The 26,032-nt window shown below is 59.1% G+C and carries 25 protein-coding genes; 11 read left to right on the top strand and 14 right to left on the bottom strand.

The features are described 5' to 3' along the window. Positions 1 to 54: 54 nt before the first annotated feature. The 5 genes from EDF75_RS23395 (at position 55) to EDF75_RS23380 (ending at position 7,740) form a co-directional block, all read left to right on the top strand. Entirely contained in the window at positions 55 to 1,392 is a 1,338-nt protein-coding gene (locus EDF75_RS23395) for an MFS transporter (protein ID WP_133601055.1), read from the top strand. Beyond that, entirely contained in the window at positions 1,389 to 2,141 is a 753-nt protein-coding gene (locus EDF75_RS23390; RefSeq protein WP_133601054.1) for an IclR family transcriptional regulator, read from the top strand. Before EDF75_RS23395 ends, EDF75_RS23390 begins: the two co-directional genes overlap by 4 nt. Before the next feature lie 140 nt (positions 2,142 to 2,281). Further along, complete coding sequence (mgtL, locus tag EDF75_RS27685) at positions 2,282 to 2,335, top strand: mgtA regulatory leader peptide MgtL (protein WP_220432789.1); 54 nt, start codon at positions 2,282 to 2,284, stop codon at positions 2,333 to 2,335. Between the two features lie 143 nt (positions 2,336 to 2,478). Further along, complete coding sequence (mgtA, locus tag EDF75_RS23385) at positions 2,479 to 5,187, top strand: magnesium-translocating P-type ATPase (RefSeq protein ID WP_133601053.1); 2,709 nt, start codon at positions 2,479 to 2,481, stop codon at positions 5,185 to 5,187. A 159-nt stretch (positions 5,188 to 5,346) separates the two neighbouring features. Continuing rightward, positions 5,347 to 7,740, top strand: a complete 2,394-nt coding sequence (locus EDF75_RS23380; protein WP_133601052.1) for a beta-N-acetylhexosaminidase — start codon at positions 5,347 to 5,349, stop codon at positions 7,738 to 7,740. Positions 7,741 to 7,811: 71 nt separating this feature from the next. Here the strand turns inward: EDF75_RS23380 and EDF75_RS23375 are convergent, their stop codons facing one another. Next, positions 7,812 to 8,672: an aldo/keto reductase family oxidoreductase gene (locus tag EDF75_RS23375; RefSeq protein ID WP_133601051.1), complete on the bottom strand. Its 861-nt coding sequence runs from the start codon at positions 8,670 to 8,672 to the stop codon at positions 7,812 to 7,814. Between the two features lie 95 nt (positions 8,673 to 8,767). On the opposite strand from EDF75_RS23375, the gene EDF75_RS23370 reads away from it, so the two are divergent. After that, positions 8,768 to 9,676: a LysR family transcriptional regulator gene (locus tag EDF75_RS23370; RefSeq protein ID WP_133601050.1), complete on the top strand. Its 909-nt coding sequence runs from the start codon at positions 8,768 to 8,770 to the stop codon at positions 9,674 to 9,676. Positions 9,677 to 9,724: 48 nt separating this feature from the next. Here the strand turns inward: EDF75_RS23370 and ridA are convergent, their stop codons facing one another. The 5 genes from ridA to EDF75_RS23345 all read right to left on the bottom strand — a co-directional run bounded on the left by ridA (position 9,725) and on the right by EDF75_RS23345 (position 11,839). Further along, positions 9,725 to 10,111 (bottom strand): 2-iminobutanoate/2-iminopropanoate deaminase, encoded by a 387-nt coding sequence (gene ridA / locus EDF75_RS23365; protein ID WP_041143783.1) that lies wholly within the window; start codon positions 10,109 to 10,111, stop codon positions 9,725 to 9,727. A gap of 177 nt (positions 10,112 to 10,288) precedes the next feature. Further along, positions 10,289 to 10,750 (bottom strand): aspartate carbamoyltransferase regulatory subunit, encoded by a 462-nt coding sequence (pyrI, locus tag EDF75_RS23360; protein WP_133601049.1) that lies wholly within the window; start codon positions 10,748 to 10,750, stop codon positions 10,289 to 10,291. 12 nt (positions 10,751 to 10,762) lie between these two features. After that, complete coding sequence (gene pyrB / locus EDF75_RS23355; protein WP_045853294.1) at positions 10,763 to 11,698, bottom strand: aspartate carbamoyltransferase; 936 nt, start codon at positions 11,696 to 11,698, stop codon at positions 10,763 to 10,765. 2 nt (positions 11,699 to 11,700) lie between these two features. Further along, positions 11,701 to 11,760: a pyrBI operon leader peptide gene (locus tag EDF75_RS27490; RefSeq protein ID WP_112150686.1), complete on the bottom strand. Its 60-nt coding sequence runs from the start codon at positions 11,758 to 11,760 to the stop codon at positions 11,701 to 11,703. Further along, positions 11,735 to 11,839 (bottom strand): pyrBI operon leader peptide, encoded by a 105-nt coding sequence (locus tag EDF75_RS23345; protein ID WP_080773194.1) that lies wholly within the window; start codon positions 11,837 to 11,839, stop codon positions 11,735 to 11,737. Before EDF75_RS23345 ends, EDF75_RS27490 begins: the two co-directional genes overlap by 26 nt. A 194-nt stretch (positions 11,840 to 12,033) precedes the next feature. Between EDF75_RS23345 and EDF75_RS23335 the strand changes: the two genes are divergently transcribed. Further along, positions 12,034 to 12,486 (top strand): NanQ anomerase/TabA/YiaL family protein, encoded by a 453-nt coding sequence (locus tag EDF75_RS23335; RefSeq protein ID WP_133601048.1) that lies wholly within the window; start codon positions 12,034 to 12,036, stop codon positions 12,484 to 12,486. Positions 12,487 to 12,569: 83 nt separating this feature from the next. On the opposite strand, the gene argF is transcribed toward EDF75_RS23335, so the two are convergent. Both argF and argL read right to left on the bottom strand, forming a co-directional pair. Next, positions 12,570 to 13,574: an ornithine carbamoyltransferase gene (gene argF / locus EDF75_RS23330; protein WP_133601047.1), complete on the bottom strand. Its 1,005-nt coding sequence runs from the start codon at positions 13,572 to 13,574 to the stop codon at positions 12,570 to 12,572. Beyond that, positions 13,544 to 13,639 carry a putative translational regulatory protein ArgL gene (argL, locus tag EDF75_RS27680; protein ID WP_374756750.1) on the bottom strand — a complete coding sequence of 32 codons (96 nt, stop codon included), beginning with the start codon at positions 13,637 to 13,639 and terminating at the stop codon, positions 13,544 to 13,546. Before argL ends, argF begins: the two co-directional genes overlap by 31 nt. Before the next feature lie 98 nt (positions 13,640 to 13,737). Here argL and rraB point away from each other — a divergent pair, with 98 nt between their 5' ends. Both rraB and miaE read left to right on the top strand, forming a co-directional pair. Further along, positions 13,738 to 14,163, top strand: coding sequence for a ribonuclease E inhibitor RraB (rraB, locus tag EDF75_RS23325; protein WP_133601046.1), 426 nt, complete (start codon positions 13,738 to 13,740; stop codon positions 14,161 to 14,163). 49 nt (positions 14,164 to 14,212) lie between these two features. After that, entirely contained in the window at positions 14,213 to 14,977 is a 765-nt protein-coding gene (gene miaE, locus EDF75_RS23320) for a tRNA isopentenyl-2-thiomethyl-A-37 hydroxylase MiaE (RefSeq protein WP_045853290.1), read from the top strand. A gap of 89 nt (positions 14,978 to 15,066) precedes the next feature. On the opposite strand, the gene EDF75_RS23315 is transcribed toward miaE, so the two are convergent. From EDF75_RS23315 to pepA, 4 genes are all read right to left on the bottom strand, one after another. Then, complete coding sequence (locus EDF75_RS23315; RefSeq protein ID WP_133601045.1) at positions 15,067 to 15,570, bottom strand: GNAT family N-acetyltransferase; 504 nt, start codon at positions 15,568 to 15,570, stop codon at positions 15,067 to 15,069. A gap of 170 nt (positions 15,571 to 15,740) precedes the next feature. Continuing rightward, positions 15,741 to 18,626 (bottom strand): valine--tRNA ligase, encoded by a 2,886-nt coding sequence (locus tag EDF75_RS23310; RefSeq protein ID WP_133601044.1) that lies wholly within the window; start codon positions 18,624 to 18,626, stop codon positions 15,741 to 15,743. Next, on the bottom strand, positions 18,626 to 19,069 hold the full coding sequence (gene holC, locus EDF75_RS23305) for a DNA polymerase III subunit chi (RefSeq protein WP_041143792.1): 444 nt from the start codon (positions 19,067 to 19,069) through the stop codon (positions 18,626 to 18,628). Before holC ends, EDF75_RS23310 begins: the two co-directional genes overlap by 1 nt. 192 nt (positions 19,070 to 19,261) lie before the next feature. Further along, complete coding sequence (pepA, locus tag EDF75_RS23300) at positions 19,262 to 20,773, bottom strand: leucyl aminopeptidase (RefSeq protein WP_123709847.1); 1,512 nt, start codon at positions 20,771 to 20,773, stop codon at positions 19,262 to 19,264. A 267-nt stretch (positions 20,774 to 21,040) separates the two neighbouring features. On the opposite strand from pepA, the gene lptF reads away from it, so the two are divergent. Further along, a complete protein-coding gene (gene lptF, locus EDF75_RS23290) occupies positions 21,041 to 22,138 on the top strand; it encodes an LPS export ABC transporter permease LptF (protein WP_133601043.1) in 1,098 nt (365 codons plus the stop codon). Further along, the gene (gene lptG / locus EDF75_RS23285; RefSeq protein ID WP_095104269.1) at positions 22,138 to 23,220 is read left to right on the top strand and encodes an LPS export ABC transporter permease LptG; all 1,083 of its coding nucleotides are present in this window, start codon (positions 22,138 to 22,140) and stop codon (positions 23,218 to 23,220) included. The genes lptF and lptG overlap by 1 nt, the downstream gene beginning before the upstream one ends. A gap of 39 nt (positions 23,221 to 23,259) precedes the next feature. On the opposite strand, the gene EDF75_RS23280 is transcribed toward lptG, so the two are convergent. Both EDF75_RS23280 and EDF75_RS23275 read right to left on the bottom strand, forming a co-directional pair. Beyond that, complete coding sequence (locus EDF75_RS23280; RefSeq protein ID WP_133601042.1) at positions 23,260 to 24,762, bottom strand: helicase HerA-like C-terminal domain-containing protein; 1,503 nt, start codon at positions 24,760 to 24,762, stop codon at positions 23,260 to 23,262. A 99-nt stretch (positions 24,763 to 24,861) separates the two neighbouring features. After that, positions 24,862 to 25,683 (bottom strand): TIM barrel protein, encoded by an 822-nt coding sequence (locus EDF75_RS23275; RefSeq protein WP_133601041.1) that lies wholly within the window; start codon positions 25,681 to 25,683, stop codon positions 24,862 to 24,864. Positions 25,684 to 26,032 lie beyond the last annotated feature (349 nt).

Raw genomic sequence — 26,032 nt, 5'->3', positions numbered from 1 at the left:
AACACGGTTATATCGCACCATCATTATTTGATGAACTAAATTAAGGATGCAATTATGTGTTCTGCAGACGGTCGTATGGAAAGGGCGACGATAAAGAAAATTTCCGCCAAAATAATACCGATCATGGTGATGCTCTACGTGATTGCCTATATCGATCGGCAGAATATCGGTTTTGCCAAGCTCCATATGGCGGAAAGCCTGTCGCTGAGTGAAACCGCCTACGGCCTTGGCGCATCGTTATTCTTTATTGGCTATTTATTATTTGAAGTCCCGGGCAATATCATGCTGCATAAAGTGGGCGCCCGCCTGTGGTTTGCCAGGATAATGCTGACGTGGGGCGCCATTACGGTTTTAATGGCGTTTACCACCAGCGCCAGCATGTTTTACGTTTTACGCTTTTGCCTGGGCGCCGCCGAGGCGGGCCTCTATCCCGGCCTGCTTTATTATATGACCCGCTGGTTTCCTTTGGCGTATCGTCCCCGGGTTGTTGGCTATCTGATTATGGCCAGCCTCGCGGCGAACCTGATCGGAGCGCCGCTTAACGGCGCGCTGTTAAGCATTCATGGCATATTGAATCTTGAGGGCTGGCAGTGGATTTTCATTGGCACTGGCCTGCCGGCGCTGCTGTTTATTATTCCGGTCCTTTTTTGGCTGCCCGATACGCCGGAAAAAGCCCGCTTTCTGAGCGCGGAAGAAAAGGCCTGGCTTGGGGCGATGCTGCAACAGGAGCAGAGCCGGGACCGGGATCGCCAGGTGAACGGCGTGCTGAAAACGTTGAAAGACGCGCGGGTGCTGCTGCTGGCGCTGGTGCTGGGCTTTATTTCCTTTGGCGCCTATGGTCTGAGCTACTGGATGCCAACTATTGTGAAAGGGTTTGGCGTATCCGATATGACCAACGGGATGATCAACATGATCCCCTGGCTGATGGCGATGCTGCTGCTCTGGTGGATGACGCGCAATCCGGCGCGGACCTCCGATCCGGTGAAAAATATTGCCCTGCCGATGCTGGTGGCCGCGTTTTTTCTTGCCGGCAGCGCGCTGTTTATCGCCACGCCCTGGCTGAGTTTTTTATGCATAACCCTGGTTATTATGGCTATATTCTCAATTCAGCCCTGCTTCTGGACCCTGACGCGGTTTTTAGGCGGCTCGGCGGCAGCGGCCGGATTAGCGGCGATAAACTCGCTGGCTAACCTCGGCGGCTTCTTTGCGCAGAATACCGTTCCGGCAGTACGCGATCTGACGGGAAGCGTCAGCGCCCCGATGTACTATTTAGGCGGGTGTATGGCCATCGGCTGCGTGGTGACGCTATTGACGATTCGCTATCTGCACCGGCGCAGCGATGACCAGGATCCGCTGCATCATACCGATGCGCCACAGAAAGGAGCGTTATGACCGATTATCGAGCCCCGGCGCTAAGCCGGGGTTTACGCGTACTGGAATATTTGTCGGCGTCGGGCGTCCCCATGACGATGGGGGAGATTAGCCTGGCGCTCAGCCTTTCCTTTAACCAGCTATTCCGGATTATTCAGTGCCTGGAAGAGGAGGGGTACCTCAGGCAGGATGCCCGACGCTATTATCATTTGACCGATAAACTCCCCCTCACCGGCCAGTACCGCTATATCGAGCAGCTGGCGCAGTCGGAACGCTGCCAGCAGCTGATGAAAGACTTTACCTGGCGTACCAATCAGCCCTGCCACCTGGCCGGACTGCGGGACGATCGGGTGGTCGTTATCGCCCATCGTCACCCGGACTTCACCCCGGCGATTAGCGCCAGAGAAGGGTCGCTGCTGCATACCATCCGCTCAAGTTCATCGCTGGTGCTTTTGGCCTTCGCCAGCGACCAGGATAGCTGGCGTTTGATCCGCCATCACGCGCTGGATACGGCATTACGCGGGGAGATGGCCGAGCAGCTTGCGCGCATAAAATCCCAGGGCTTTGCCGAAATCCCCCACGATCGCATTATTGGACTGACGTCGGCCTCGTGGCCCGTTTTCGGACCGGATAGCTACGCCCACGCGGTGATTACCTGCCCGTGGTTCGATCGGCTGCCGGGAGACTATGAAGAGACAAAGCAGGCCCTGGGCGAAATGGCGACGGCGCTGGGGGATGCGCTTGCCGCGCTAATGCGTTCGCGATGCTGAACGCGTGATAAAAAGGCCTGAACGGCTGCGCGTATACGTTTGGTTTAGTTACGCGGGGTTACCATAGCCATCATTGCTACAAATAGATCGCTGGCCGCGGTATAATCCGCGCCGTTTTTTACTCACTTACCGGAGATTTTATGGACCCCGATCCCACTCCTCATCCTCGATGGAGTTATACCCCTTTCCGGTAAGCCTGCTTAGCACTGCTTTACCGGAAGCGTAAAGCAGTGACGTCCTTGATGTCCCTGCCATAAAAAAATAATGCCTGACAGGTAGGGTTTTACCGTGCCCGTCGATTTGCTGCGTTCGCCGTGCGAGCGCGGAGGGACTGTTTATGCTGAAAAATTTTACCCGGCAGCTGTTTGCGCAGCTTAGCCGCCACCTGCCACACCGCCTGGTGCAGCGCGATCCGCTGCCCGATGCCCGCAATCTGGCCAGCGCGCCGATCCCGGACTCGCTGGGCAAGCGCTGCCTGAACGTGGCGGCCATGGATGAAAACGAAATCTGGCGCGCCTTCGACAGCCACCCGGAAGGGCTCAACGCCGCCGAAGTGGCGCAAAAAGTTGCGGCGCACGGCGACAACCAAATCCCCGCCCAGAAGCCTTCGCCGTGGTGGGTGCATCTGTGGACCTGCTATCGCAACCCCTTCAACCTGCTGCTAACCGTGCTGGGCGTCGTCTCCTACTCTACGGAGGATCTGTTTGCCGCGGGCGTGATCGCGCTGATGGTCGGGATCTCCACGCTGCTCAACTTTATTCAGGAAGCCCGCTCCACCAGGGCGGCGGATGCGCTGAAGGCGATGGTCAGCAACACCGCCACGGTGCTGCGGGTGGTCAACGAGCAGGGCGAAAGCCGCTGGTGCGAGCTGCCTATCGACCGGCTGGTGCCGGGGGATATCGTTAAGCTCTCGGCGGGAGATATGATCCCGGCAGACCTGCGCATTCTCCAGGCGCGCGATCTTTTTGTCGCCCAGGCGTCGCTGACCGGCGAATCGCTGCCGGTGGAAAAAGTGGCCCGCAGCCGCGATCCGCTGCAGAGCAACCCGCTGGAGTGCGATACCCTGTGCTTTATGGGCACCAACGTGGTGAGCGGCACGGCGCAGGCGATCGTCTTCGCCACCGGCGGCGGCACCTGGTTCGGCCAACTGGCCGGACGGGTGAGCGAGCAGGAGAGCGAACCCAACGCCTTCCAGAAGGGCATCAGCCGCGTCAGCATGCTGCTGATCCGCTTTATGCTGGTGATGGCACCGGTGGTGCTGCTGATCAACGGCTTTACCAAAGGCGACTGGTGGGAAGCGGCGCTGTTCGCCCTGTCGGTGGCGGTTGGCCTGACGCCGGAAATGCTGCCGATGATCGTCACCTCGACCCTGGCGCGCGGGGCGGTGAAGCTGTCGAAACAGAAGGTTATCGTTAAACACCTCGACGCCATCCAGAACTTTGGCGCGATGGATATCCTGTGTACCGATAAAACCGGCACCCTGACCCAGGATAAAATCGTGCTGGAAAACCATACCGACGTTTCCGGCAAGGTGAGCGAGCTGGTGCTGAACGCCGCCTGGCTTAACAGCCACTACCAGACCGGGCTGAAAAACCTGCTCGATACCGCGGTGCTGGAGGGCGTGGAGCTGGACGCCGCCCGCCAGCTGGCCGAGCGCTGGCAGAAAGTGGACGAGATCCCGTTCGACTTTGAGCGCCGCCGGATGTCGGTGGTGGTGAGCGAGCAGGAAGGCGTCCATCAGCTTATCTGCAAAGGCGCGCTGCAGGAGATCCTCAACGTCTCGACCCAGGTCCGCTACAACGGCGACATCGTGCCGCTGGACGAGACCATGCTGCGCCGCATCCGCCGGGTAACCGACACGCTTAACCGTCAGGGGCTGCGCGTGGTGGCGGTAGCGACCCGCTATCTGCCGGCGCGGGAAGGGGACTATCAGCGGGCCGACGAGTCGGATCTGATCCTCGAAGGCTATATCGCGTTCCTCGATCCGCCGAAAGAGACCACCGCCCCGGCGCTGAAAGCGCTGAAGGCCAGCGGCATTACCGTCAAAATCCTCACCGGCGATAGCGAGCTGGTGGCGGCGAAGGTGTGCCATGAGGTGGGCCTCGACGCGGGAGAGGTGGTTGTCGGCAGCCAGATTGAAGCGCTCAGCGACGACGAGCTGGCGGCGCTGGCGAAACGAACCACCCTGTTTGCGCGCCTTGCGCCGCTGCATAAAGAGCGCATCGTGACGCTGCTCAAACGCGAGGGGCACGTGGTGGGCTTTATGGGCGACGGGATTAACGACGCCCCGGCGCTGCGCGCGGCGGACATCGGGATTTCCGTCGACGGGGCGGTGGATATCGCCCGCGAGGCGGCGGATATCATCCTGCTGGAAAAGAGCCTGATGGTGCTGGAAGAGGGGGTTATCGAAGGGCGCCGCACTTTTGCCAACATGCTCAAGTACATCAAAATGACCGCCAGCTCGAACTTCGGGAACGTCTTCAGCGTGCTGGTGGCGAGCGCATTTCTGCCGTTTCTGCCGATGCTGCCGCTGCACTTGCTGATTCAGAACCTGCTGTACGATGTATCCCAGGTGGCGATCCCGTTTGATAACGTGGACGATGAGCAGATCCGTAAGCCGCAGCGCTGGAACCCGGCCGAGCTGGGGCGCTTTATGGTCTTCTTCGGCCCGATTAGCTCAATCTTCGATATCCTCACCTTCTGCCTGATGTGGTGGGTGTTCCACGCCAACGTGCCGGAAGCGCAGACGCTGTTCCAGTCGGGCTGGTTTATTGAAGGGCTGCTGTCGCAAACGCTGATTGTGCATATGATCCGCACCCGACGCATTCCGTTTGTCCAGAGCCGCGCCGCGTGGCCGCTGTTCGCCATGACCCTGGTGGTGATGGTGGTCGGCATCGCGCTGCCGTTCTCGCCGCTGGCGGGCTATCTACAGCTGCAGGCGCTGCCGCTGAGCTACTTCCCGTGGCTGATTGCGATTCTGGCGGGCTATATGACGCTGACCCAGATGGTCAAAGGCTTCTACAGCCGTCGCTACGGCTGGCAGTAACCCTGGCTTCCTCCGCCCCTCTCCCGTTCATGGGAGAGGGCATTTATCTTAAACTTCATCAAGTTGTGAAGCCCGTCATGTCATTTCCTTGACGCTTTTTTTGGCGCATGTTAACCAAATGTTTTGCTTTTTTTTGGCCCGTCATCAAAAGGAAAACTCATGCTTAACACCCTGCGCTATGGACTGCTTACCAGCGGATTAATTCTCAGCGGCCTGGCCTGCGCCGCCCCGGCGGGCGATCTGCCGCTTATGCCCTGGCCGGCTCACGTCGAGCGTCCGCAGGCGCAGGGCGCGCTGGTGCTGAATAATCAGCTGACGCTAAACGTCAGCGGCGACGATTTGGGGGATGCCGCCGGCCGCTGGCGCGAGCGCATCGCCCGCCAGACCGGCTGGACGCTGGAACCGCAGCTGGCACCGGCGAAAGCGCCGACGATTAACGTGGTGATTGCTAAAAAGGTCCCGGCCATTCCGCGCCCGGACAGCGATGAAAGCTACCAGCTGAAGGTGACCGCCGAGGGCGTGACCCTCAAGGCGAACACCCGTTTCGGCGCCCTGCGCGGGATGGAAACTCTGCTCCAGCTGATCCAGAACGGCGCGGAGAATACCGCCATTCCTTACGTCACGATCGACGATGCGCCGCGCTTCCCGTGGCGCGGGCTGCTGCTGGACTCCGCGCGCCACTTTATGCCGCTGGAGGCCATTAAGCGGCAGATCGACGGCATGGCGGCCGCCAAGCTCAACGTCTTCCACTGGCACCTGACCGACGATCAGGGCTGGCGCTTTGCCTCCACGCGCTACCCGAAGCTGCAGCAGCAGGCCAGCGACGGGCTGTTCTACACCCAGGCGCAGATGAAAGAGATCGTGCGCTACGCGACGGATCGCGGCATCCGCGTGGTGCCGGAAATCGATATGCCGGGACACGCCTCGGCCATTGCGGTGGCCTATCCGGAGCTGATGAGCGCGCCGGGCCCCTATCAAATGGAGCGTCACTGGGGCGTGCTTAAGCCGGTGCTTGACCCGACCAAAGAGGCCACTTACGCCTTTGCCGAGGCGATGATCGGCGAGCTGGCGGCGATCTTCCCCGATCCCTATCTGCACATTGGCGGGGATGAGGTTGACGACAGCCAGTGGCGGGCGAATCCGGCGATCCAGAAGTTTATGCGCGATAAGGGGCTGGCGGACAGCCACGCGCTGCAGGCGTACTTCAACCGCCGGCTGGAGACGATCCTCGAAAAGCACCATCGCCAGATGGTGGGCTGGGACGAAATCTATCATCCCGATCTGCCGAAAAGCATTTTGATCCAGTCGTGGCAGGGGCAGGACGCGCTGGGAGAAGTGGCGAAGCACGGCTACCGCGGGATCCTCTCTACCGGATTTTATCTCGATCAGCCGCAGTACACCGCCTATCACTACCGCAATGAAATCGTGCCGCAGGGGCTGAACGGCGTCGACACCATTACCGATAACGACAGCGCCCAAAGCTGGAGCTTTGTGATGCCGCGGCTGAAGGGGAGCGCGGTGGAAGGCAGCTTCACGTTGGTAAAAGGCGAGAGCGGCTGGCGCGGGTTTATTGATTTTAAGGGCAAATCACGTCGGGCGGTGCAGGATATTGCGTGGCTGAACGATAACCAGATAACCTTCAGCGTCGATACCTGGATGGGGGAAACCCGGCCGGTGCTCACCGTCAATGACGATAAGCTTGGCGGCTACTTCCTGCTGGGCAACGCCCGCTATCCGGTGAGCGGGCAGCGGCTGGACGAGGTGCCGGAGGGGATCCCGCCGGTGGTTCCCGATGCCGAACAGCAGAAGAACCTGCTCGGCGGCGAAGCGGCGCTGTGGGCGGAAAACGTGGCGGCGCCGGTGCTGGATATCAAGCTGTGGCCGCGGGCCTTCGCGGTCGCCGAGCGGCTGTGGTCGGCGCAGGATGTCAAAGACAGCGACAATATGTACCAGCGCCTGCAGGCGATGGACGGCTGGTCAACGGTCTCGGTCGGCCTGCAGCAGCACGGCCAGCAGCTGGTGCAGTTCACCCGGCTGGCAAACGGCGGCAGCCCCCTGGCGCTGCAGATCCTCGCCCAGGCCATCGAGCCGGCGCACTATTACACGCGCCAGCATCTGAAATTCCAGGCCAATAATTATCATCAGTTTGAGCCGCTGAACCGCCTGGCCGACGCGCTGCCGCCGGAGAGCGACACCGTGCGCAGCCTTGACCGCTGGGCCGAAAGGCTGATTAGCGATGCGGAAGATAACGAAAGCGCGGACGCGCTGCGTCACGTCTTTACCCGCTGGCAAAATAATACCGCCGATGCGCTGGCGCTAACGGAAAATAGCTATCAGCTGGCGGCGATCGGCCCGGTGGTGCAGCAGGTTGATAAGCTGGCGACGCTGGGGCTGCGGCTGACGGACCTGGTGGCCCGTCAGGGTACGCTGGATGATAAGGAGTATGCGTCGGTGCAGGCGCAGCTGGATGAGGCGGCGAAAACCCAGGATGAGCTGGTGATTGCGGCGGTCTATCCGCTGGAGAAACTGCTGCGGGCAACGAAGGTCGAGTAGGGGAGATATGCCAGTGCCGGCCTTAAGGGCCGGCACTGTGGCAGAAGACTCTTGCCGTAGAGACCAGCGGCTTAGCCAGCGATCCCGTTCAGCTTTTCCATCACTTCATCGGACAATACTATTTGCGCGCTGGCCAGGTTCTCCTGCAAATGCTGCGGCGATGACGTGCCGGGGATCAGCAGAATATTGGCCGAGCGCTTGAGCAGCCAGGCGAGGGCGACCTGCATGGGCGTTGCCTGTAATTCGCCGGCGACCTCATCGAGCCGCGCGGACTGCAGCGGCGAGAAACCGCCGAGCGGGAAGAACGGCACGTAGGCGATGCCCTGCGCGGCCAGGCTATCGACCAGCTCGTCGTCCTGGCGGTTGGCAAGGTTATACATATTCTGAACGCAGACAATCGGCGTCATCTTTTGCGCATCGGCGATCTGTTTGGCGGTCACGTTACTCAGGCCAATATGACGGATTAATCCGCGCTCTTTCAGCTGAATCAGCGTTTCCAGCTCTTTTTCCAGCGAACCTTCCTTCGGCGTGTGGACGTCATGCATGCTGCGCAGATTCACTACCTGCATGGCGTCCAGCCCCAGATTCTGTAAGTTCTCTTCTACCGCACGGGTCAGCTCCTGCGGGCTGAAGGCCGGGATCCATCCGCCCTTTTCATCCCGACGAGCGCCAACCTTAGTGACGATGCTCAGGTCGTCGGAATAGGGATGCAGCGCTTTTTTAATCAGCCGGTTGGTCTCATGCGGGCCGTAAAAATCGCTGGTATCAATGTGGTTAACGCCGGAGGCGACGGCATCACGAAGAACCTGAATGGCCCGGGGCTCATCCTTCACCGGGCCAAAAACGCCCGGACCTGCCAGCTGCATTGCGCCATAGCCTAAACGGTTCACTTCGCGGTCGCCGAGGCGGTAAGTCATTGTGGGTTTTGACATGGTGCTCTCCTGTATGAGTGTGTTTCGATTGTATCGATGAATGCGCTGTGCAACTATCCAGCTAAATGAGGACAACCTGTACGAGGTGGCGCACAGTGTCGATGGATATGGGGTTGCTGCATGCGGTGGTAGAAGTGGCGAAGGCCGGGGGATTTCGCGAGGCCGCAAGGATCACCGGCAGCAGCGCGTCGCGGCTAAGCGATGCGGTACGTCGTGCGGAAGAGCAGCTTGGCATCAGGCTGTTCCATCGCACCACGCGCACCGTGGTGTTGACCGAGGCCGGCAGGGCGCTGATTGAGCGCCTGCTTCCGGCCATGAACGAAGTGGACGCCGCGCTGGATTCACTCAATCGCTATCGTAATACTCCCGGCGGCACGCTGCGGCTGAACGTGCCGGTCAGCGCCGCGCGGCTGGTATTGCCCTCTCTGGTGCCGGAGTTTATCCGCCGTTATCCCAATATTCAGCTGGAGATCGTCGCCGAAAGTAACGTCCAGGATGTGTTTCGTGACGGCTGCGATGCCGGCATTCGCTATGACGAGCGGCTCGAGCAGGATGTGATTGCTCTGCCTATCGGGCCGCGCCGTCAGCGATTTGCCGTAGCCGCCGCCCCGGCGTATTTAAGCCAGCACGGCAGGCCTACGCATCCACGCGATCTGATGCACCATCAATGTATTCGTGGCCGCTACGCCACGGGCGTCATGCCGGCGTGGGAGTTTGAGCGTGAGGGAGAGAGCTACAGCGTACAGGTGAATGGCCCGCTGGTGGTGAGCGTCGGTAGCGCAGTCGACCTGGCGGTTGACTCTGCGATTGCCGGTATTGGCGTTATCTATCTGTTCGAAGAGTGGCTGCGGCCCGCTATCGCCAGCGGCCAGCTCGAACCAATATTACAGCCGTGGTGGCTGTCGTTCTCCGGGCCCTATCTTTACTACAACGATCGTCGGCTGATCCCGGTGCCCCTGCAGGCGTTTATTGATTTTGTGCGCGAGATGAATGCGTCGTCATGAGATGAATTGCCGAAGATAACCCTCCCCGCAGCGGAGAGGGCTGAACAATCAGCGGCGAATCGCGATCGCTTCAATCTCAATCTTCACGTCTTTCGGCAGACGCGCAACTTCGACGCAGGAGCGTGCCGGGAAGGTCGCATCATGCTCGGTGAAAAACGCTTCATACGCGGCGTTCACGGTGGCAAAGTCGTTCAGGTCTTTGACGAATACGGTGGTTTTAACGATATCGCCCACTTTCAGGCCTGCCGCTTCAACGATAGCCTTTACGTTGTCCAGAGACTGGCGCGCCTGAGCGGCAACCTCTTCCGGTACGCTGCCCGTTTTAGGATCAACCGGGATCTGGCCGGAAGTGATGATCATGCTACCCAGATCAACACCCTGAACGTACGGGCCGATAGCTGCGGGTGCATTTTCCGTCGCGATAGTTTTAGACATGAGTTCTCCTGAATAACAGCTTAATTAAGAAGTGACGCGAAATCCTTCGGGTTGCATCGACGCGGCAGGAGGCGAGTCGCCTTGGGCGCTCACGCCGCCGACAAGGAAGCAGCTTGAAGGATAGCGCGTTAAGGACCCGGCCATTATAGGGAGCCGGGTTGCCAATACCAACCTCAATTAGTTGGCCAGAACCACATTATGTGAAAACTCTTTTTCACAATATTTGCACTTCAGCGCGATGTCATTTTCGCGTTTTTTCACCGCAAAGCTGGAGGAAACGGGCTCGGCGTGGCTGATACAGTTGCTGTTCGGACACACCAGCACGCTGTTAATCCGATCCGGCAGGTTAGGCCGCGATTTGCCGACCACCTCATAGTCGTCGATACGGTTCACCGTCGCATGCGGGGCGTACAGCGCCAGCTGGTTGACCTGCTCGTCGGTGAGGAAGGTATTCTCGATTTTAATCAGATCTTTGCGGCCCATTTCGCCTGACGGCAGGTTCAGGCCGATGGTGATGCGCTGGTCGGTTTCGGTCAGCTTAAACAGCGTCAGCAGCTTAAAGCCCACCTGCGCGGGGATGTGGTCGATGACGGTGCCACGCTTAATGGCTTCTACCTGCAGTTTATTATCGTGTGTCATGGTCGTTTCCCCTTACAGAGCCAGCTCGCTAGTCAGTACCAGTGCCAGTAACGCCTGGCGTGCGAAGATGCCGTTGCCGGCCTGCTGGAAGTACCAGGCGTGCGGCGTTTTATCAACATCGGTGGTGATTTCGTCAATGCGCGGCAGCGGGTGCAGCACTTTCATATTGTCGCGGGCGCCTTCCAGATCGGCGGCGCGCAGCACAAACTGCGCCTTCACGTTGGCATATTCCGACGGGTCGAGGCGCTCCTTCTGGACGCGGGTCATATAGAGAATATCGACCTCCTCCATGACCTCATCAATGGCGCTATGGACGCTCCAGGCAATCCCTTTCTCGTCGAGCATATCGAGGATGTACTGCGGCATGGCCAGCGCGTCAGGGGCGATAAAGTAGAAGCGGTTGCCGTTAAATTTCGCCAGCGCCTGGGTCAGGGAGTGCACGGTGCGGCCGTATTTAAGGTCGCCGACCATCGCCACGTTAAGGTTTTCCAGGCGGCCCTGGGTTTCCTGGATGGTGAACAGATCCAGCAGGGTTTGCGTCGGGTGCTGGTTGGCGCCGTCGCCGGCGTTGAGCACCGGAATGCCGCCGGAGAATTCGGTTGCCAGCCGCGACGCGCCTTCCTGCGGATGACGCATCACGATGGCGTCAACGTAGGTGCTGATGACCGAAATGGTGTCGGCGAGGGTTTCGCCCTTTTTGCCCAGCGAGGTGTTGCTGCTGTCGGAGAAGCCTACCACGCTGGCGCCGAGGCGGTGCATCGAGGTTTCGAACGACAGACGGGTGCGGGTAGAGGCTTCAAAAAAACAGCTGGCGATAACCTTGTGCTTCAGCAGTTCCGGCTGCGGGTGCGCTTTCAGCTTTGCAGCGGTCGCCAGGACCAGTTCAAGGTCTTCGCGGCTGAGATCGTTTATGGAAATGATATGTTTTTGATATAGCGGGTTAGCCATGTTTATCTCCTGACGCCTGGGCAAAAAAAAAGCCCCTTAAATAAGGGGCTTCGAGAATTCATTGAGCAACGGAAAGAAAAACGCTACGCCAGCGCCTGTTTTCAGACGCGGTAAGACAGAATGTCGTACGCAATAGACCATGCTTCCTCCCGGCAAATCGACCGGCATTATACGCAGCTCAAATTTCGGATCAAGCGATTCGTCCACAAACAGGTAAACGTTTGCTTCGATATCGCTGCGCCAGCGCAAAAAAGCGTTAAAAAGTGGTGGTATGGCAGTCGCAAGGGGCGTATAAAAACCGGAAATGAAAAGCTGTTTTATATTTGAGGGTTATTATGATCGTCGGCAACATTCACCATCTGCAGGCCTGGCTACCGGAGCCGCTGCGTCACGCTATCGAATACGTTAAGGCTCACGTCAGCGAGCAGACGCCGCTCGGTAAACACGATATTGACGGCAACAACCTGTTTTATCTCATTTCGCAGGATACTACCGAAGCGCTCAGCGAGCGCCGCGCCGAGTATCACGCGCGCTACCTGGATATCCAGATTGTGCTGCAGGGCGAGGAGGGGATGACCTTCAGCACCCGGCCCGCCGGGACGCCGGATATCGACTGGCTGGCGGATAAAGACATTGCGTTCCTCGCCGCCGGCGAACAGGAGAAAACCATGATTCTCAGCGCGGGAGATTTTGTGGTGTTTTATCCAGGAGAGGTGCATAAGCCGCTGTGCGCGGTGGGCTCGCCCGCCAAAGTGCGCAAAGCGGTGGTGAAGATGCTGATGGGCTAAGGGCCATCACTCCCCGGCCGCGCTGCGCTTGCCGGGGAGTGGCCGGACAGGGCGCACGCGCCGCCTCCGGGAGTCTTCGCGGGTTATTTACTCAGGGTCGCGACCATCACCGCCTTGATGGTATGCATGCGGTTTTCGGCCTGATCGAAGACGATGCTCGCCGCAGATTCAAACACCTCGTCGGTGACCTCCATGCCGCCGTGCAGGCCGAACTCGGCGGCCATCTGCTTGCCAAGCGCGGTCTGATCGTCGTGGAACGCCGGCAGGCAGTGGAGGAACTTCACCTGCGGATTGCCGGTCAGCGCCATCATGCTGCTGTTCACCTGATAGTCACGCAGCTGGGCGATACGCTCGGCCCATTTCTCTTTGGCTTCGCCCATCGATACCCAAACGTCGGTATAGATAAAGTCCGCGCCCTTCACGCCGGCGGCGATATCTTCGGTCAGGGTGATGTTGCCGCCGTGCTTTTGCGCCAGCGCTTGGCACTCGGCCACCAGGCTCTCTTCCGGCCAGCAGGCCGCCGGCGCGACGAGGCGCAGATCCAGCCCGGTAAGGGCCGCCGCTTCCAGCATCGAATTGCCCATGTTATTACGCGCGTCGCCGGCGTAGGCGAGGGTCATCTCGTTGAACGCTTTCCCCGGCAGATGTTCCTGCATGGTCAGCAGATCCGCCAGCAGCTGGGTAGGGTGAAATTCGTTGGTCAGGCCGTTCCACACCGGCACGCCGGCATATTGGGCGAGGGTTTCAACCACTTCCTGGCCGTGGCCACGGTACTGAATACCGTCATACATCCGGCCCAGCACGCGGGCGGTATCTTTAATGGACTCTTTATGGCCGATCTGGCTGCCGCTTGGCCCGAGGTAGGTGACGCGCGCGCCCTGATCGAATGCGGCAACTTCGAAAGAGCATCGTGTGCGGGTAGAGTCTTTTTCGAAGATGAGCGCGATGTTTTTGCCAGCGAGATGCTGGATTTCAATGCTGTTTTTTTTATCGGTTTTGAGCCGGGTCGCTAGCTTGAGCAGGGCGGTGATTTCTGCAGGTGTAAAATCAAGCAACTTCAAAAAATGCTTCTGATAAAACGTCGACATGGTTCCCTCGCATGGCTTAAGCCACTTATTGAATTAAAATTCACTTTATATGTATGAATATTCATTTTCAACCCCGCCGCACAAATCTTTCGCGCAAAGGTGGAGGCAATCACGGCGGTATGTGACAATAGAAGTAACTGCCGCACATTATGAGGAACGAGCCATGGCAAACCCGGAACTACTGGAAGAACAGCGTGAAGAAACGCGTCTGATTATCGAAGAGCTGCTCGAAGACGGCAGCGATCCGGACGCGCTGTACACCATTGAGCATCATCTCTCCGCCGACGACTTCGAAACGCTGGAAAAAGTTGCGGTCGAAGCCTTCAAGATGGGTTACGAAGTGACCGAGCCGGAAGAGCTGGAAGTCGAAGAGGGCGAAACCGTTATCTGCTGCGACATCCTGAGCGAGAGCGCGCTGAAGGTTGAGCTGATTGATGCCCAGGTTGAACAGCTGCTGACGCTGGCAGAAAAGTTTGGCGTCGAGTATGACGGTTGGGGCACCTACTACGAAGACCCTAACGGTGAAGATGGCGACGAAGACGATGACGAAGATTTCGTCGATGAAGATGACGACGGCGTACGTCACTAAGCCGCTGATGGATACGGCGGTATCTGCCGCCGTATAGCAAGGAATCTCGATGGACTACCCGCAAATACTCTCCCCCGTACTCAACTTCCTGCACTGCACCACCCCGCAAGCGTGGATTGATGAAGCCCGTAAGCCGGAAAACCTGCCGCTGCTGCTCACCGATCATATGGTCTGCGAGCTGAAAGCGGCGCAGAACGCCATGCTGCTGGTGCGTAAATATGTGGCGGATAAAGAGGGCGCCGACGAGCTGCTGGCCTGCCTGAAGCCGTACGAGGACTTTACCTATCGCTGGGGCCCGGAGCCGGATTTCGTCGCGCTGCATAAGCGGATCAATAAAAGCACCATGCCGCATACGGACGACCCGTGGGGACGCCAGCTGATTGACAGCATGGTGCTGCTGATTAAAGAAGAGCTGCACCACTTTTGGCAGGTGCGCGAGATCATGCAGGCGCACGATATTCCCTACGTCAAAATGACCGCCAGCAGCTACGCCCGCGGGCTGCGCCGGGAGGTGCGATCCCATGAGCCGGCGATGCTGATCGATAAGCTGATCTGCGGGGCCTATATCGAAGCGCGCTCCTGCGAGCGCTTTGCCGCCCTGGCGCCGTGGCTGGAGGAGAGTCTGCAGAAGTTCTACCTGTCGCTGCTGCGCTCCGAAGCGCGCCACTTCGAAGATTACCTGCGCCTGGCGCAGCAGATTGCCGGGGAAGATATCAGCGAGCGCGTGCGCCAGTTGGGCGCTGCGGAAGCCGCGCTGATCAACGCGCCGGAGGCGGAGATTCGCTTTCATAGCGGGGTGCCGGTGGCCGCTTAAGGCGGCGCTCCCGCAGCCGCGGCAGAATATGCTGAGGCGGGTCCCCGGTAAGCGCAGCGCGGCCGGGGAAGCGTAAACAACAAGACTCACTACAGCGTTTTAAGCATCCGCACTTCGCAGTCAACGTGGCCGGTATGGCCCAGCGGCCCGTCGATATGCTCGAAGCCAAGGTGCTCGTATAGGCCTACCGCTTCCTTGAGGAAGGCGGTGGTTTCCAGATAGCAGCGCCTGAATCCCTGCTCGCGGGCATGATCCAGCGCGAGCAGCGCCAGCTTTTTCGCCAGCCCCTGTCCGCGGGCCGAAGTCATAAAGTACATTTTCTGCAGCTCGCAGATATCGGGCTCGCTGTGGGCTAATGGCGCCACGCCGCCGCCGCCGACCACCTGACCATTCTGCTCCACCACCCAGTATGCGGAACCCGGCTGGCTGTAGAGCTGGAAAAGCTCATCCAGATTAGGGTCGGCTACCGTATAGCCTTTATCGGCGGTCAGCCCGTATTCGGCTGAAACCTGGCGAATAACGCCGGCGATAGCCGCATTGTCTTGCGCGGTGATCCGGCGCAGCGACACCGTGATGGTCGCGATGGTATTCATACGATTACTCATAGCAAAAATGGCGGATGATGCTGTTGTTAATAACATCGGAAAAGGGGGCAGCGCAAGCGCTGTTCAACGCGACGGACGTTTGTGCTGCAACCTGGTCGTTAGCGCGTGGGAATACGCGGTGATTGGGCCCCTTGCCCGGTCAGGCAAGGGGCAGAAGGTTACAGCGCGGCGATGACGGCCTGCTGTTCAACCAGCTTGGTTTTCGCTTCCGCGTAACCTTCCAGCTTTTCACGCTCTTTAGCAATGACCGCTTCCGGCGCGCGGGCGACAAAGCCTTCGTTGGAAAGCTTGCTTTCGATGCGGCCAATTTCCGCTTCGACTTTCGCCACTTCTTTCGCCAGACGCGCCAGCTCGGCGTCCTTGTCGATAAGGCCGGCCATCGGGATCAGCAGCTCGGCGCCGTCGATGATCTTGGTGACGGAAACCGGACCTTTGTCATCCGCAGGCAGAATGGTGATGCTTTCCAGACGCGCCATGGACTGCAGGAAGCTCTGGTTATCCGTCACGCGACGCACAGCATCTACGCTGCAACCACGAAGCAGCAGCTCCAGCGGTTTACCCGGCGCGATGTTCATTTCCGCACGGATGTTACGTACGGCAACGATCGCCTGCTTCAGCCATTCGGTATCGGCAAGGGCGGCTTCATCAACCTGAGACGCGTCATAGGCCGGGAACGGCTGCAACATGATGGTACGGTCTTCGTTCACGGTATTTAATTGGAAACGAAGTTCTTTATTCGCGATAGCATCAACACGCTGCCAGATGGTTTCGGTGATAAACGGAATGATCGGGTGCGCCAGGCGCAGCAGGCCTTCCAGCACGGTGACCAGCGTATGGCGGGTGCCGCGCAGCTCGGCCTCGCTGCCGCCGTTCATTACCGGCTTGGTCAGCTCCAGATACCAGTCGCAGAACTGGTTCCAGGTGAACTCGTACAGAATGCCCGCGGCGATATCGAAGCGGAAGTTATCCAGCGCTTCGCGGTACGCTTTGATGGTCTGGTTGAATTCAGCCAGGATCCAGCGATCGGCCAGAGAGAGCTCCATGGCGCCGCCGTTGAAGCCGCAGTCCTGATCTTCGGTATTCATCAGCACGAAGCGGCTGGCGTTCCACAGCTTGTTACAGAAGTTGCGGTAGCCTTCCAGGCGCTTCATGTCCCAGTTGATGTCGCGGCCGGTTGAGGCCAGCGCCGCCAGGGTGAAGCGCAGGGCGTCGGTACCGTGCGGCTCGATGCCGTCCGGGAACTGTTTTTCGGTGCGCTTAGCGATTTTTTCCGCCAGCTGCGGCTGCATCATGTTGCCGGTGCGTTTCTCCAGCAGGTCGGCCAGGGAAATACCGTCGACCATATCCAGCGGGTCAATCACGTTACCCTTGGATTTGGACATCTTCTGGCCTTCGTCATCGCGGATCAGGCCGGTCATGTAGACGGTCTTAAACGGAACCTGCGGCTTGCCGTTTTCATCTTTGATGAAGTGCATGGTCATCATGATCATGCGGGCAATCCAGAAGAAGATGATGTCGAAGCCGGAGACCATCACGCTGGTTGGGTGGAACTGACGCAGCGCGTCGGTGTTTTCCGGCCAGCCGAGGGTGGAGAAGGTCCACAGCGCGGAGGAGAACCAGGTATCGAGAACGTCGTCGTCCTGGCGCAGCGCGACGTCTGCGCTCAGGTTGTTTTCGCTGCGCACTTCTTCTTCGGTGCGGCCAACGTAGACGTTGCCTTCGTTGTCGTACCATGCCGGGATGCGGTGGCCCCACCACAGCTGACGGGAGATACACCAGTCCTGAATATCGCGCATCCAGGAGAAATACATGTTTTCGTACTGCTTCGGCACGAACTGAATGTCGCCGTTCTCAACCGCTTCCACCGCCGGTTTTGCCAGCACGTCGGCACGAACGTACCACTGGTCGGTCAGCATCGGCTCGATAACCACGCCGCCGCGATCGCCGTACGGGACGGTCAGGTCGTGCGGTTTAATCTCTTCTAACAGGCCCAGCGCATCGACGGCGGCAACCACCGCTTTACGCGCGGCAAAGCGTTCCAGATTCTGGAACTGGGCCGGGATCGCGTTAGGGTAGGCGTCAGATTCGTTGCCTTTGGTGTCGTACACCTCCGCGGTTTCGCGGATATCGCCGTCAAAGGTCAGGATGTTGATCATCGGCAGGCCGTGACGTTTACCGACTTCGTAGTCGTTAAAGTCGTGCGCCGGGGTGATCTTCACGCAGCCGGTGCCCTTTTCCATATCGGCGTGTTCGTCGCCGACGATGGGAATGCGGCGGTCAACCAGCGGCAGAATAACGAATTTGCCGATCAGGTCCTTATAGCGCGGATCTTCCGGGTTAACCGCCACGCCGGTATCGCCGAGTACGGTTTCCGGACGGGTGGTGGCGACCACCAGGTAATCTTTGCCGTCGGCGGTTTTCGCGCCGTCGGCCAGCGGGTAGCGGATGTGCCACATGGAGCCTTTAGACTCGCGGTTTTCCACTTCGAGATCGGAAATCGCGGTGCGCAGCTTCGGATCCCAGTTGACCAGGCGCTTGCCGCGGTAGATCAGGTCCTCTTTGTACAGGCGGACAAAGACTTCCTTCACGGCGTTGGAGAGGCCTTCGTCCATGGTGAAGCGCTCGCGCTCCCAGTCCACGGAGTTGCCCAGGCGGCGCATCTGACGGGTAATGGTGCCGCCGGATTCCGCTTTCCACTGCCAGATTTTATCGATAAAGGCGTCGCGACCGTAATCGTGGCGGGTTTTACCTTCTTCGGCGGCAATCTTACGTTCAACCACCATCTGGGTTGCGATACCCGCATGGTCGGTACCGGCCTGCCACAGGGTATTTTTACCCTGCATGCGCTGGTAGCGAATCATGGTATCCATGATGGTTTGCTGGAAGGCATGACCCATATGCAAACTGCCGGTGACGTTCGGCGGTGGGATCATGATGCAGAAGCTCTCCTGGCTTTCATCACCATTCGGTTTGAAATAGCCCTGCTTTTCCCAGTGCTCGTAAAGCGGCTGTTCGATATCTTGTGGGTTGTATGTCTTTTCCATTATTTCCAGGTTGCCGTGTTCAGGTTGAAACCAGCCATGCGGTACGCTTTATAGCGTTCGCGTGCCAGTTGTTTCAAAGAGTCTTCGTAAGGGACAAAGTCTATCACTTCTGTGAAAGCGGTGGCAAAATCTGCAAAGTTTACCCGCAGACTGATCAGGATGTCCCGCGGGCTGCTGTTGCGCTTTTGCGGCCAGGCGACCTCCACCGGCGCGCCACCTCTGGGGCCTTCTCCCGCCAGATTATGCGGGACAAAACTCTCCGGTGGCCGCGTCCACAGCGCTTCGTCGAGGCGAACCGCCTGCTGCTCATCTTCACAGGCGATCAGCACGCGCTTGCCGCTGCGCCAGCGCTCCGCGGCAATTTCACACACCAGCTGTTCGACGGCGCTTAAACCGTCCTGCTGCGCGTCGTTGTCCAGCAGATAAAAGGTTGCGTTCTTCATATCTCTACCCGTTGTCTTTCCCGTTGCCTCTTGGTTGGCCGCCTTTGGGCACCCCCGACCGCAGAGTGAACTATGCTGACGGAAGTGTGCGCCGCTCTGCCGCCGCGATGCAACTCGAAATCCATAGGGTACTGAATTCTAATTGCTCGAACTTACGGGCCGGATAAGCGTCGCGCCATCCGGCCTGCAAGATTACTCTTCGCCGGTAAAGCCGGCGCGGTTGAGCAGGAACTGCGACAGCAGCGCCACCGGACGACCGGTCGCGCCTTTGGCTTTACCCGAACGCCATGCGGTGCCGGCGATATCGAGGTGCGCCCAGTTGTACTTGCGGGCGAAGCGCGACAGGAAGCAGCCGGCGGTAATGGCTCCGCCCGGACGGCCGCCGATGTTGGCCATATCCGCGAAGTTGGACTCCAGCTGATCCTGGAACTCGTCGCCCAGCGGCAGACGCCACGCGCGGTCCCCCGCCAGCTCGGATGCGCCAATCAGCTCATGGGCCAGCGGATTGTGGTTCGACATCAGGCCGGTGATATGGTGGCCGAGGGCAATCACGCAGGCGCCGGTCAGCGTCGCCACGTCAATCACCGCTTCCGGTTCGAAGCGCTCAACGTAGGTCAGGACGTCGCAGAGCACCAGGCGGCCTTCGGCATCGGTATTCAGCACTTCCACCGTCTGGCCGGACATGGTGGTCAGGACGTCGCCCGGGCGATAGGCGCGACCGCCGGGCATGTTTTCACAGCCCGCCAGCACGCCGATGACGTTCAGCGGCAGCTGCAGCTCGGCCACCATACGCATCACGCCGTACACCGCCGCCGCGCCGCACATGTCGTACTTCATCTCGTCCATGCCTTCGGCAGGCTTGATGGAGATACCGCCGGAGTCGAAGGTCAGGCCTTTACCGACCAGTACGATCGGGCGGGCGTCTTCCGCCGGGTTGCCTTTGTACTCAATCACCGACATCAGCGATTCGTTCTGCGAACCGTTGCCGACCGCGAGGTAGGAGTTCATCCCCAGCTCGCGCATCTGCTGCTCGCCGATCACGCGGGTGACGACGTTTTTGCTGTAAGTATCCGCCAGCTGGCGCGCCTGCGAGGCCAGATAGGCCGCGTTGCAGATATTCGGCGGCATGTTGCCGAGATCTTTTGCCGCTTTGATCCCGGAGGCGATGGCCAGGCCGTGCTGGATTGCGCGCTCGCCGCTGGTCAGCTCGCGGCGGGTGGGCACGTTGAAGACCATTTTACGCAGCGGACGACGCGGTTCGCTTTTGTTGGTCTTCAGCTGATCGAAGCTGTACAGCGTCTCTTTCGCGGTCTCAACGGCCTGGCGAACTTTCCAGTAGTTGTTGCGCCCTTTGACGTGCAGCTCGGTCAGGAAACAGACCGCTTCCATCGACCCGGTATCATTCAGGGTATTAATGGTTTTTTGAATCACCTGCTTGTACTGGCGCTCATCCAGCTCGCGCTCTTTGCCACATCCAATCAGCAGAATGCGCTCTGACAGAATATTTGGCACATGGTGGAGCAGCAGCGTCTGGCCTGGCTTACCTTCCAGTTCACCGCGACGCAGCAGGGCGCTGATATAGCCGTCACTGATTTTATCGAGTTGTTCGGCAATGGGGGAGAGGCGACGCGGTTCGAAGACGCCGACCACGATACAGGCACTCCGCTGCTTCTCCGGGCTACCGCTTTTTACACTGAACTCCATGCACTACGCTCCTGAATCTTAAAGACAACGACGGTGGCTACGGATAGAATTGAAAGCTTTCGTAACTCATGTCCGCTGTTGTGGTGACTTCGTGTTAATCTTAACGTTATTACGGCCTTGGTTCGTCAGAAAAAAACCTGATACGCAGAACCGATGAGTCATTTAATCTTAGCGATGTTTTCGACGACCAAAGAGAATAAATGACGTTTAAGCCATGAAACAAGCAATTTTCCTGCAATAAGACGGGTTTTTACGGGCGTATTTATAGTGATAATCATAAGATATCTGGTTCGTGAGACGCTGAAAAGCCAGTTGGCGATCCTATTCATCCTGCTGCTCATTTTCTTTTGTCAGAAACTGGTCAGGATCCTCGGCGCTGCGGTAGATGGCGATATCCCGACAAATCTGGTGCTCTCGCTGTTAGGGCTGGGCATTCCGGAAATGGCGCAGCTGATCCTGCCCCTGAGCCTGTTCCTCGGGCTGCTGATGACGCTGGGCAAACTCTATACTGAAAGCGAAATCACGGTGATGCACGCCTGCGGCCTGAGCAAAGCGGTACTGGTGAAGGCGGCGATGATCCTCGCGCTGTTCACCGGCGCGGTCGCGGCGGTCAACGTGATGTGGGCGGGGCCGTGGTCGTCCCGGCATCAGGACGAAGTTCTGTCGGAAGCAAAAGCTAACCCCGGCATGGCCGCGCTGGCCCAGGGCCAGTTCCAGCAGGCCAGCGACGGTAGCGCGGTGCTGTTTATTGAAAGCGTTAACGGCAAGCGTTTCCAGGACGTATTCCTCGCGCAGCTGCGGCCGAAAGGCAACGCCCGTCCGTCGGTGGTGGTCGCCGATTCGGGCGAACTCTCGCAGCAGAAAGACGGCTCGCAGGTGGTGACCATGAATCAGGGTACCCGCTTTGAGGGTACCGCGATGCTGCGCGATTTCCGCATCACCGATTTCAAAAACTATCAGGCGATTGTCGGCCACCAGGCGGTGGCGTCGGATCCCGATGACACCGAACAGATGGATATGCGCACGCTGTGGCATACCCAGACCGATCGCGCTCGCGCCGAGCTGCACTGGCGCTTCACGCTGGTGGCGACCGTCTTTATCATGGCGCTGATGGTGGTTCCGCTGAGCGTCGTCAACCCGCGCCAGGGCCGCGTGCTGTCGATGCTGCCGGCAATGCTGCTTTACCTGGTCTTCTTCCTGCTGCAAACCTCGATTAAGTCGAACGGCGGCAAAGGTAAAATGGACCCGATGATCTGGATGTGGGGCATCAACCTGCTCTATTTCGCGCTGGCGGTGCTGTTGAACCTGTGGGATACGGTGCCAATGCGTCGCTTCCGTGCCCGTTTTAACAAAGGAGCGGCGTGATGCAGGCGTTTGGCGTACTTGACCGTTACATCGGTAAGACGATTTTCAACACCATCATGATGACGCTGTTCATGCTGGTTTCGCTGTCGGGCATTATCAAGTTTGTCGATCAGCTGAAAAAAGCCGGGCAGGGCAGCTACGACGCGCTGGGCGCCGGACTCTATACCCTGCTCAGCGTGCCGAAAGACGTGCAGATATTCTTCCCGATGGCGGCGCTGCTCGGGGCGCTGCTTGGCCTCGGCGCGCTGGCACAGCGCAGCGAACTGGTGGTGATGCAGGCCTCAGGCTTCACCCGTCTGCAGGTGGCGCTGGCGGTAATGAAAACCGCTATCCCGCTGGTTCTGCTGACGATGGCGATGGGGGAATGGGTTGCGCCGCAGGGCGAGCAGATGGCGCGTAACTACCGCGCTCAGCAGATGTACGGCGGCTCGCTGCTTTCCACTCAGCAGGGCCTGTGGGCGAAAGACGGCCACAATTTTGTCTATATCGAACGGGTTAAAGGTAACGACGAGCTGGGCGGCGTGAGCATTTACGCCTTCAACGATGCGCGTCGTCTGCAGTCGGTCCGCTACGCCGCGTCGGCGAAATTCGATAGCGAGAATAAGGTCTGGCGCCTGTCGCAGGTCGATGAGTCCAACCTCACCGACCCGAAACAGATTACCGGCTCGCAGATGGTCAGCGGCACCTGGAACACCAAGCTGACGCCGGACAAGCTGGGCGTGGTGGCGCTGGATCCCGACGCGCTGTCGATTAGCGGCCTGCATAACTACGTCACCTATCTGAAGTCCAGCGGTCAGGACCCTGGCCGCTACCAGCTCAATATGTGGAGCAAGATCTTCCAGCCGCTGTCGGTAGCGGTAATGATGCTGATGGCGCTGTCGTTTATCTTTGGTCCGCTGCGCAGCGTGGCGATGGGCGTGAGGGTGGTGACGGGGATTAGCTTCGGCTTTATCTTCTACGTGCTGGACCAGATTTTTGGCCCGCTGACCCTGGTCTACGGCATTCCGCCGATCATCGGCGCGCTGCTGCCGAGCGCCAGCTTCTTCCTGATAAGCCTCTGGCTAATGATGAGAAAAAGCTAGCGCACTTCCCCCTCTCCGGCGCGGAGAGGGGGCACTAACCTACCGTTTTCGCCCGCCGAGCAAGCTTCCCAGCATCCCCCTCACTATCTGATTCGTCACCTGACGCACCGCGCTTTTGGCCGCCGTTTGCACAATACCGTCGCGCTTGCCGCCGCGCGGGCCGGTGGTGCCAAACAGAATATCCTTCAGGCCGCCGAGCAGGCCGTCGTCGGCGCTGCTCTGCTGGCCTTTGGCCGGCGGCGCATCCTGCTGCTCGGTGGTGGCCTGTACCCCTTTTTGCAGCATTTCAAACGCCGACTCGCGATCGACCTCCTCCTCGTATTTTCCGTACAGCGCGGAGTGGTTAATCAGCCCGTTACGCTCGTCGTCCGTGACCGGCCCCATCCGCGAGCAGGGGGCGATAACCATCGCGCGCTCTACCACCGACGGGCTGCCTTTTTCGTCGAGGAAGGAAACCAGCGCCTCGCCGGTGCCCAGCTCCTGAATCGCCTGTTCGGTACTGAACGCCGGATTGGCGCGCATGGTTTGCGCCGCCGTTTTTACCGCCTTCTGATCCTTTGGCGTGAAGGCGCGCAGGGCGTGCTGCACCCGGTTACCCAGCTGGCCGAGCACCGCGTCGGGGATATCCGCCGGGTTTTGCGAAACGAAGTAAACCCCCACCGCCTTGGAGCGAATAAGGCGGATAACCTGTTCAATTTTATCGAGTAAAACCTGCGGCGCGTCGTTAAACAGCAGGTGCGCCTCGTCGAAGAAAAAGACCAGCTTCGGTTTGTCCAGATCGCCGGCTTCCGGCAGGCGCTCGTAGAGCTCCGAGAGCATCCACAGCAGGCTGGCCGCGTACAGCTTCGGCATCTGATACAGCTTTTCAGCGCTGAGGATATTAATCACCCCTTTGCCGCTGGCATCAACGCGCATCCAGTCCGCGATATCCAGCATCGGCTCGCCGAAGAAGTGCTCCGCCCCCTGCTGCTCAAGCGTCAGCAGGCCGCGCTGGATAGCTCCCACCGAGGCGCTGCTGATGTTGCCGTACTGGTTCTGGAAGCTTTTCGCGTTATCGCCGATGTACTGGGTAATGGCGCGCAGATCTTTAAAGTCGAGCAGCAGCAGGCCGCGGTCGTCGGCGATGCGGAAAATGATATTCAGCACCCCGGACTGGACCTCGTTGAGGTTCAGCAGGCGCGCCAGCAGCAGCGGGCCGAGGTCGGAGACCGTGGCGCGAAGCGGGTGGCCTTTCTCGCCGAAAATATCCCACACTACCACCGGGTTAGCGTGCGGCTGCCAGTCGCTGACGCCGATTTTTTCCAGCCGCGCCTGCAGCTTTTCGCTGCTCTGGCCCGCCTCGGCGATACCGGTGAGGTCACCCTTCACGTCGGCCATAAATACCGGCACGCCGATTTCGGAAAAGGACTCCGCCAGCTTCTGCAGCGTGACGGTTTTACCGGTCCCGGTAGCCCCGGTGATCAGGCCGTGACGGTTGGCCATTCCGGGGAGTAGATGCAGCTGTTTTTCCAGCGTACGCGCAATCAGCAGGGGTGAGCTCATGGTCGATTCCTCCATTTATCCTGCGTCGATTATAGGCAACCTGGCCGCAAAAAGACGCAGGGAATCGCCACTTTAGGGCGGAGTCGGCGTTTATTTTCTTCAGGCGCAGTGCTGCTGGATCAGCGCGATGCTCTGCTCAACCTCACGACGGATATCCTCTTCACGCCAGTTTGCCAGCTCCGGGGCAAACGGCTCGAAGGCGTAAACGCCCCGATAGCCGCGCGCCTCGAGGTTTTTGACCTGCTCGCAGGTCTGCAGCCTGTCGCGCGGCGTCAGCATAATGCGCTCATCGTCGGTGAGCTCCTCGCGCGGGCGGGTATCCTCGACGCCGGAGAGATGGACCAGGCCGATAGCGTCGATCTCCAGCTGGCTAAACTCCTCATCCGCCTGCGGGTAGAGATGGTGGTGGAAGGTATCGATCAGCAGCTTAAACGGCACGCGGGCATCGTGAATAAGCGTTTGCGCCTGCGCCGCCGAGCGCAGCGAGCTTTGCGGAAAGCCCAGCGGCTCAACCAGCCCGTTGATGCCGTAAAAAGAGAACAGCGGCGCCAGCTCGCGAAGCGCGCTCAGCGTCTCGTCGGTGGAGACCGCGCGGCCGTCGTTGAGCGGGCAGAGCACCAGCGACTTCGCGCCAACGGCCTGCGCCTCCTTCAGCAGGGATTCGGTCAGGCTGCGTACCTCCGGCGTACGGCAGTTGAAGGGATAAACCGCATTGATGGTCAGAATCTCAATATGATAGCGCTCGGCCAGTTCGCGCACCTGGCGGGCGCTGAGGTCGTCCGTCACCTTTGCGCCGGGGAGATCGTTGCGCAGCTCGACCTTGTTCAGCCCGAGGCTGTTCACCAGGCGAAAGAAGGACTCGATATTCAGAGAAGGGGCGATCTTGCGATTAATGCAGAAGCGGTGCTGGGCAATGGTCATTTTACTCTCCGGGAACAGGATGAAGTGGCTTCGTTCGATTACCCTCTAGTCAAAACGTTTATTCCAAAATTGGCAATACGTGAAATGGTGATTGTTTGAGCCGCCTCGCAAAATAGCGTGCGCAAAAGGGACGATACGCGCCGGGTCGAAGTGCCGCAGCGTCTGTTTCCGTGCGATCGCGCTTTCCTGCAGGAACAGAAGCGTTATTGCTGAAAATTGCGACCATTATCACCAAATTGGAATTTCATTTTATATCTGTGTTGAAATATAAATTTCATTTTACTACGGTTATAGCACAGCAAAATCGGAGATGGGCCGCAGCGTTGGCCTTCCACACCATGAGGCGAGA

The sequence above is a fragment of the Klebsiella sp. BIGb0149 genome, assembly GCF_004362605.1.
Lineage (GTDB): Bacteria > Pseudomonadota > Gammaproteobacteria > Enterobacterales > Enterobacteriaceae > Klebsiella > Klebsiella terrigena.
The sequence above is the reverse complement of the archived record's forward strand: the minus strand, read 5'-3'. Positions and strand labels throughout refer to the sequence as shown.

Coding starts and splice junctions, on each gene's coding strand:
- pepA (WP_123709847.1), bottom strand. CDS start 20,773: ATGGAGTTCAGTGTAAAAAGCGGTAGCCCGGAGAAGCAGCGGAGTGCC.
- argF (WP_133601047.1), bottom strand. CDS start 13,574: ATGTCGACGTTTTATCAGAAGCATTTTTTGAAGTTGCTTGATTTTACA.
- EDF75_RS23280 (WP_133601042.1), bottom strand. CDS start 24,762: ATGAGCTCACCCCTGCTGATTGCGCGTACGCTGGAAAAACAGCTGCAT.
- pyrB (WP_045853294.1), bottom strand. CDS start 11,698: ATGGCTAACCCGCTATATCAAAAACATATCATTTCCATAAACGATCTC.
- EDF75_RS23375 (WP_133601051.1), bottom strand. CDS start 8,672: ATGTCAAAACCCACAATGACTTACCGCCTCGGCGACCGCGAAGTGAAC.
- argL (WP_374756750.1), bottom strand. CDS start 13,639: ATGAATATTCATACATATAAAGTGAATTTTAATTCAATAAGTGGCTTA.
- EDF75_RS23380 (WP_133601052.1), top strand. CDS start 5,347: ATGCTTAACACCCTGCGCTATGGACTGCTTACCAGCGGATTAATTCTC.
- EDF75_RS23310 (WP_133601044.1), bottom strand. CDS start 18,626: ATGGAAAAGACATACAACCCACAAGATATCGAACAGCCGCTTTACGAG.
- EDF75_RS23345 (WP_080773194.1), bottom strand. CDS start 11,839: ATGGTCTATTGCGTACGACATTCTGTCTTACCGCGTCTGAAAACAGGC.
- mgtA (WP_133601053.1), top strand. CDS start 2,479: ATGCTGAAAAATTTTACCCGGCAGCTGTTTGCGCAGCTTAGCCGCCAC.
- EDF75_RS23395 (WP_133601055.1), top strand. CDS start 55: ATGTGTTCTGCAGACGGTCGTATGGAAAGGGCGACGATAAAGAAAATT.
- EDF75_RS23315 (WP_133601045.1), bottom strand. CDS start 15,570: ATGAATACCATCGCGACCATCACGGTGTCGCTGCGCCGGATCACCGCG.
- lptG (WP_095104269.1), top strand. CDS start 22,138: ATGCAGGCGTTTGGCGTACTTGACCGTTACATCGGTAAGACGATTTTC.
- EDF75_RS23335 (WP_133601048.1), top strand. CDS start 12,034: ATGATCGTCGGCAACATTCACCATCTGCAGGCCTGGCTACCGGAGCCG.
- ridA (WP_041143783.1), bottom strand. CDS start 10,111: ATGTCTAAAACTATCGCGACGGAAAATGCACCCGCAGCTATCGGCCCG.
- pyrI (WP_133601049.1), bottom strand. CDS start 10,750: ATGACACACGATAATAAACTGCAGGTAGAAGCCATTAAGCGTGGCACC.
- rraB (WP_133601046.1), top strand. CDS start 13,738: ATGGCAAACCCGGAACTACTGGAAGAACAGCGTGAAGAAACGCGTCTG.
- holC (WP_041143792.1), bottom strand. CDS start 19,069: ATGAAGAACGCAACCTTTTATCTGCTGGACAACGACGCGCAGCAGGAC.
- EDF75_RS23275 (WP_133601041.1), bottom strand. CDS start 25,683: ATGACCATTGCCCAGCACCGCTTCTGCATTAATCGCAAGATCGCCCCT.
- EDF75_RS23390 (WP_133601054.1), top strand. CDS start 1,389: ATGACCGATTATCGAGCCCCGGCGCTAAGCCGGGGTTTACGCGTACTG.
- miaE (WP_045853290.1), top strand. CDS start 14,213: ATGGACTACCCGCAAATACTCTCCCCCGTACTCAACTTCCTGCACTGC.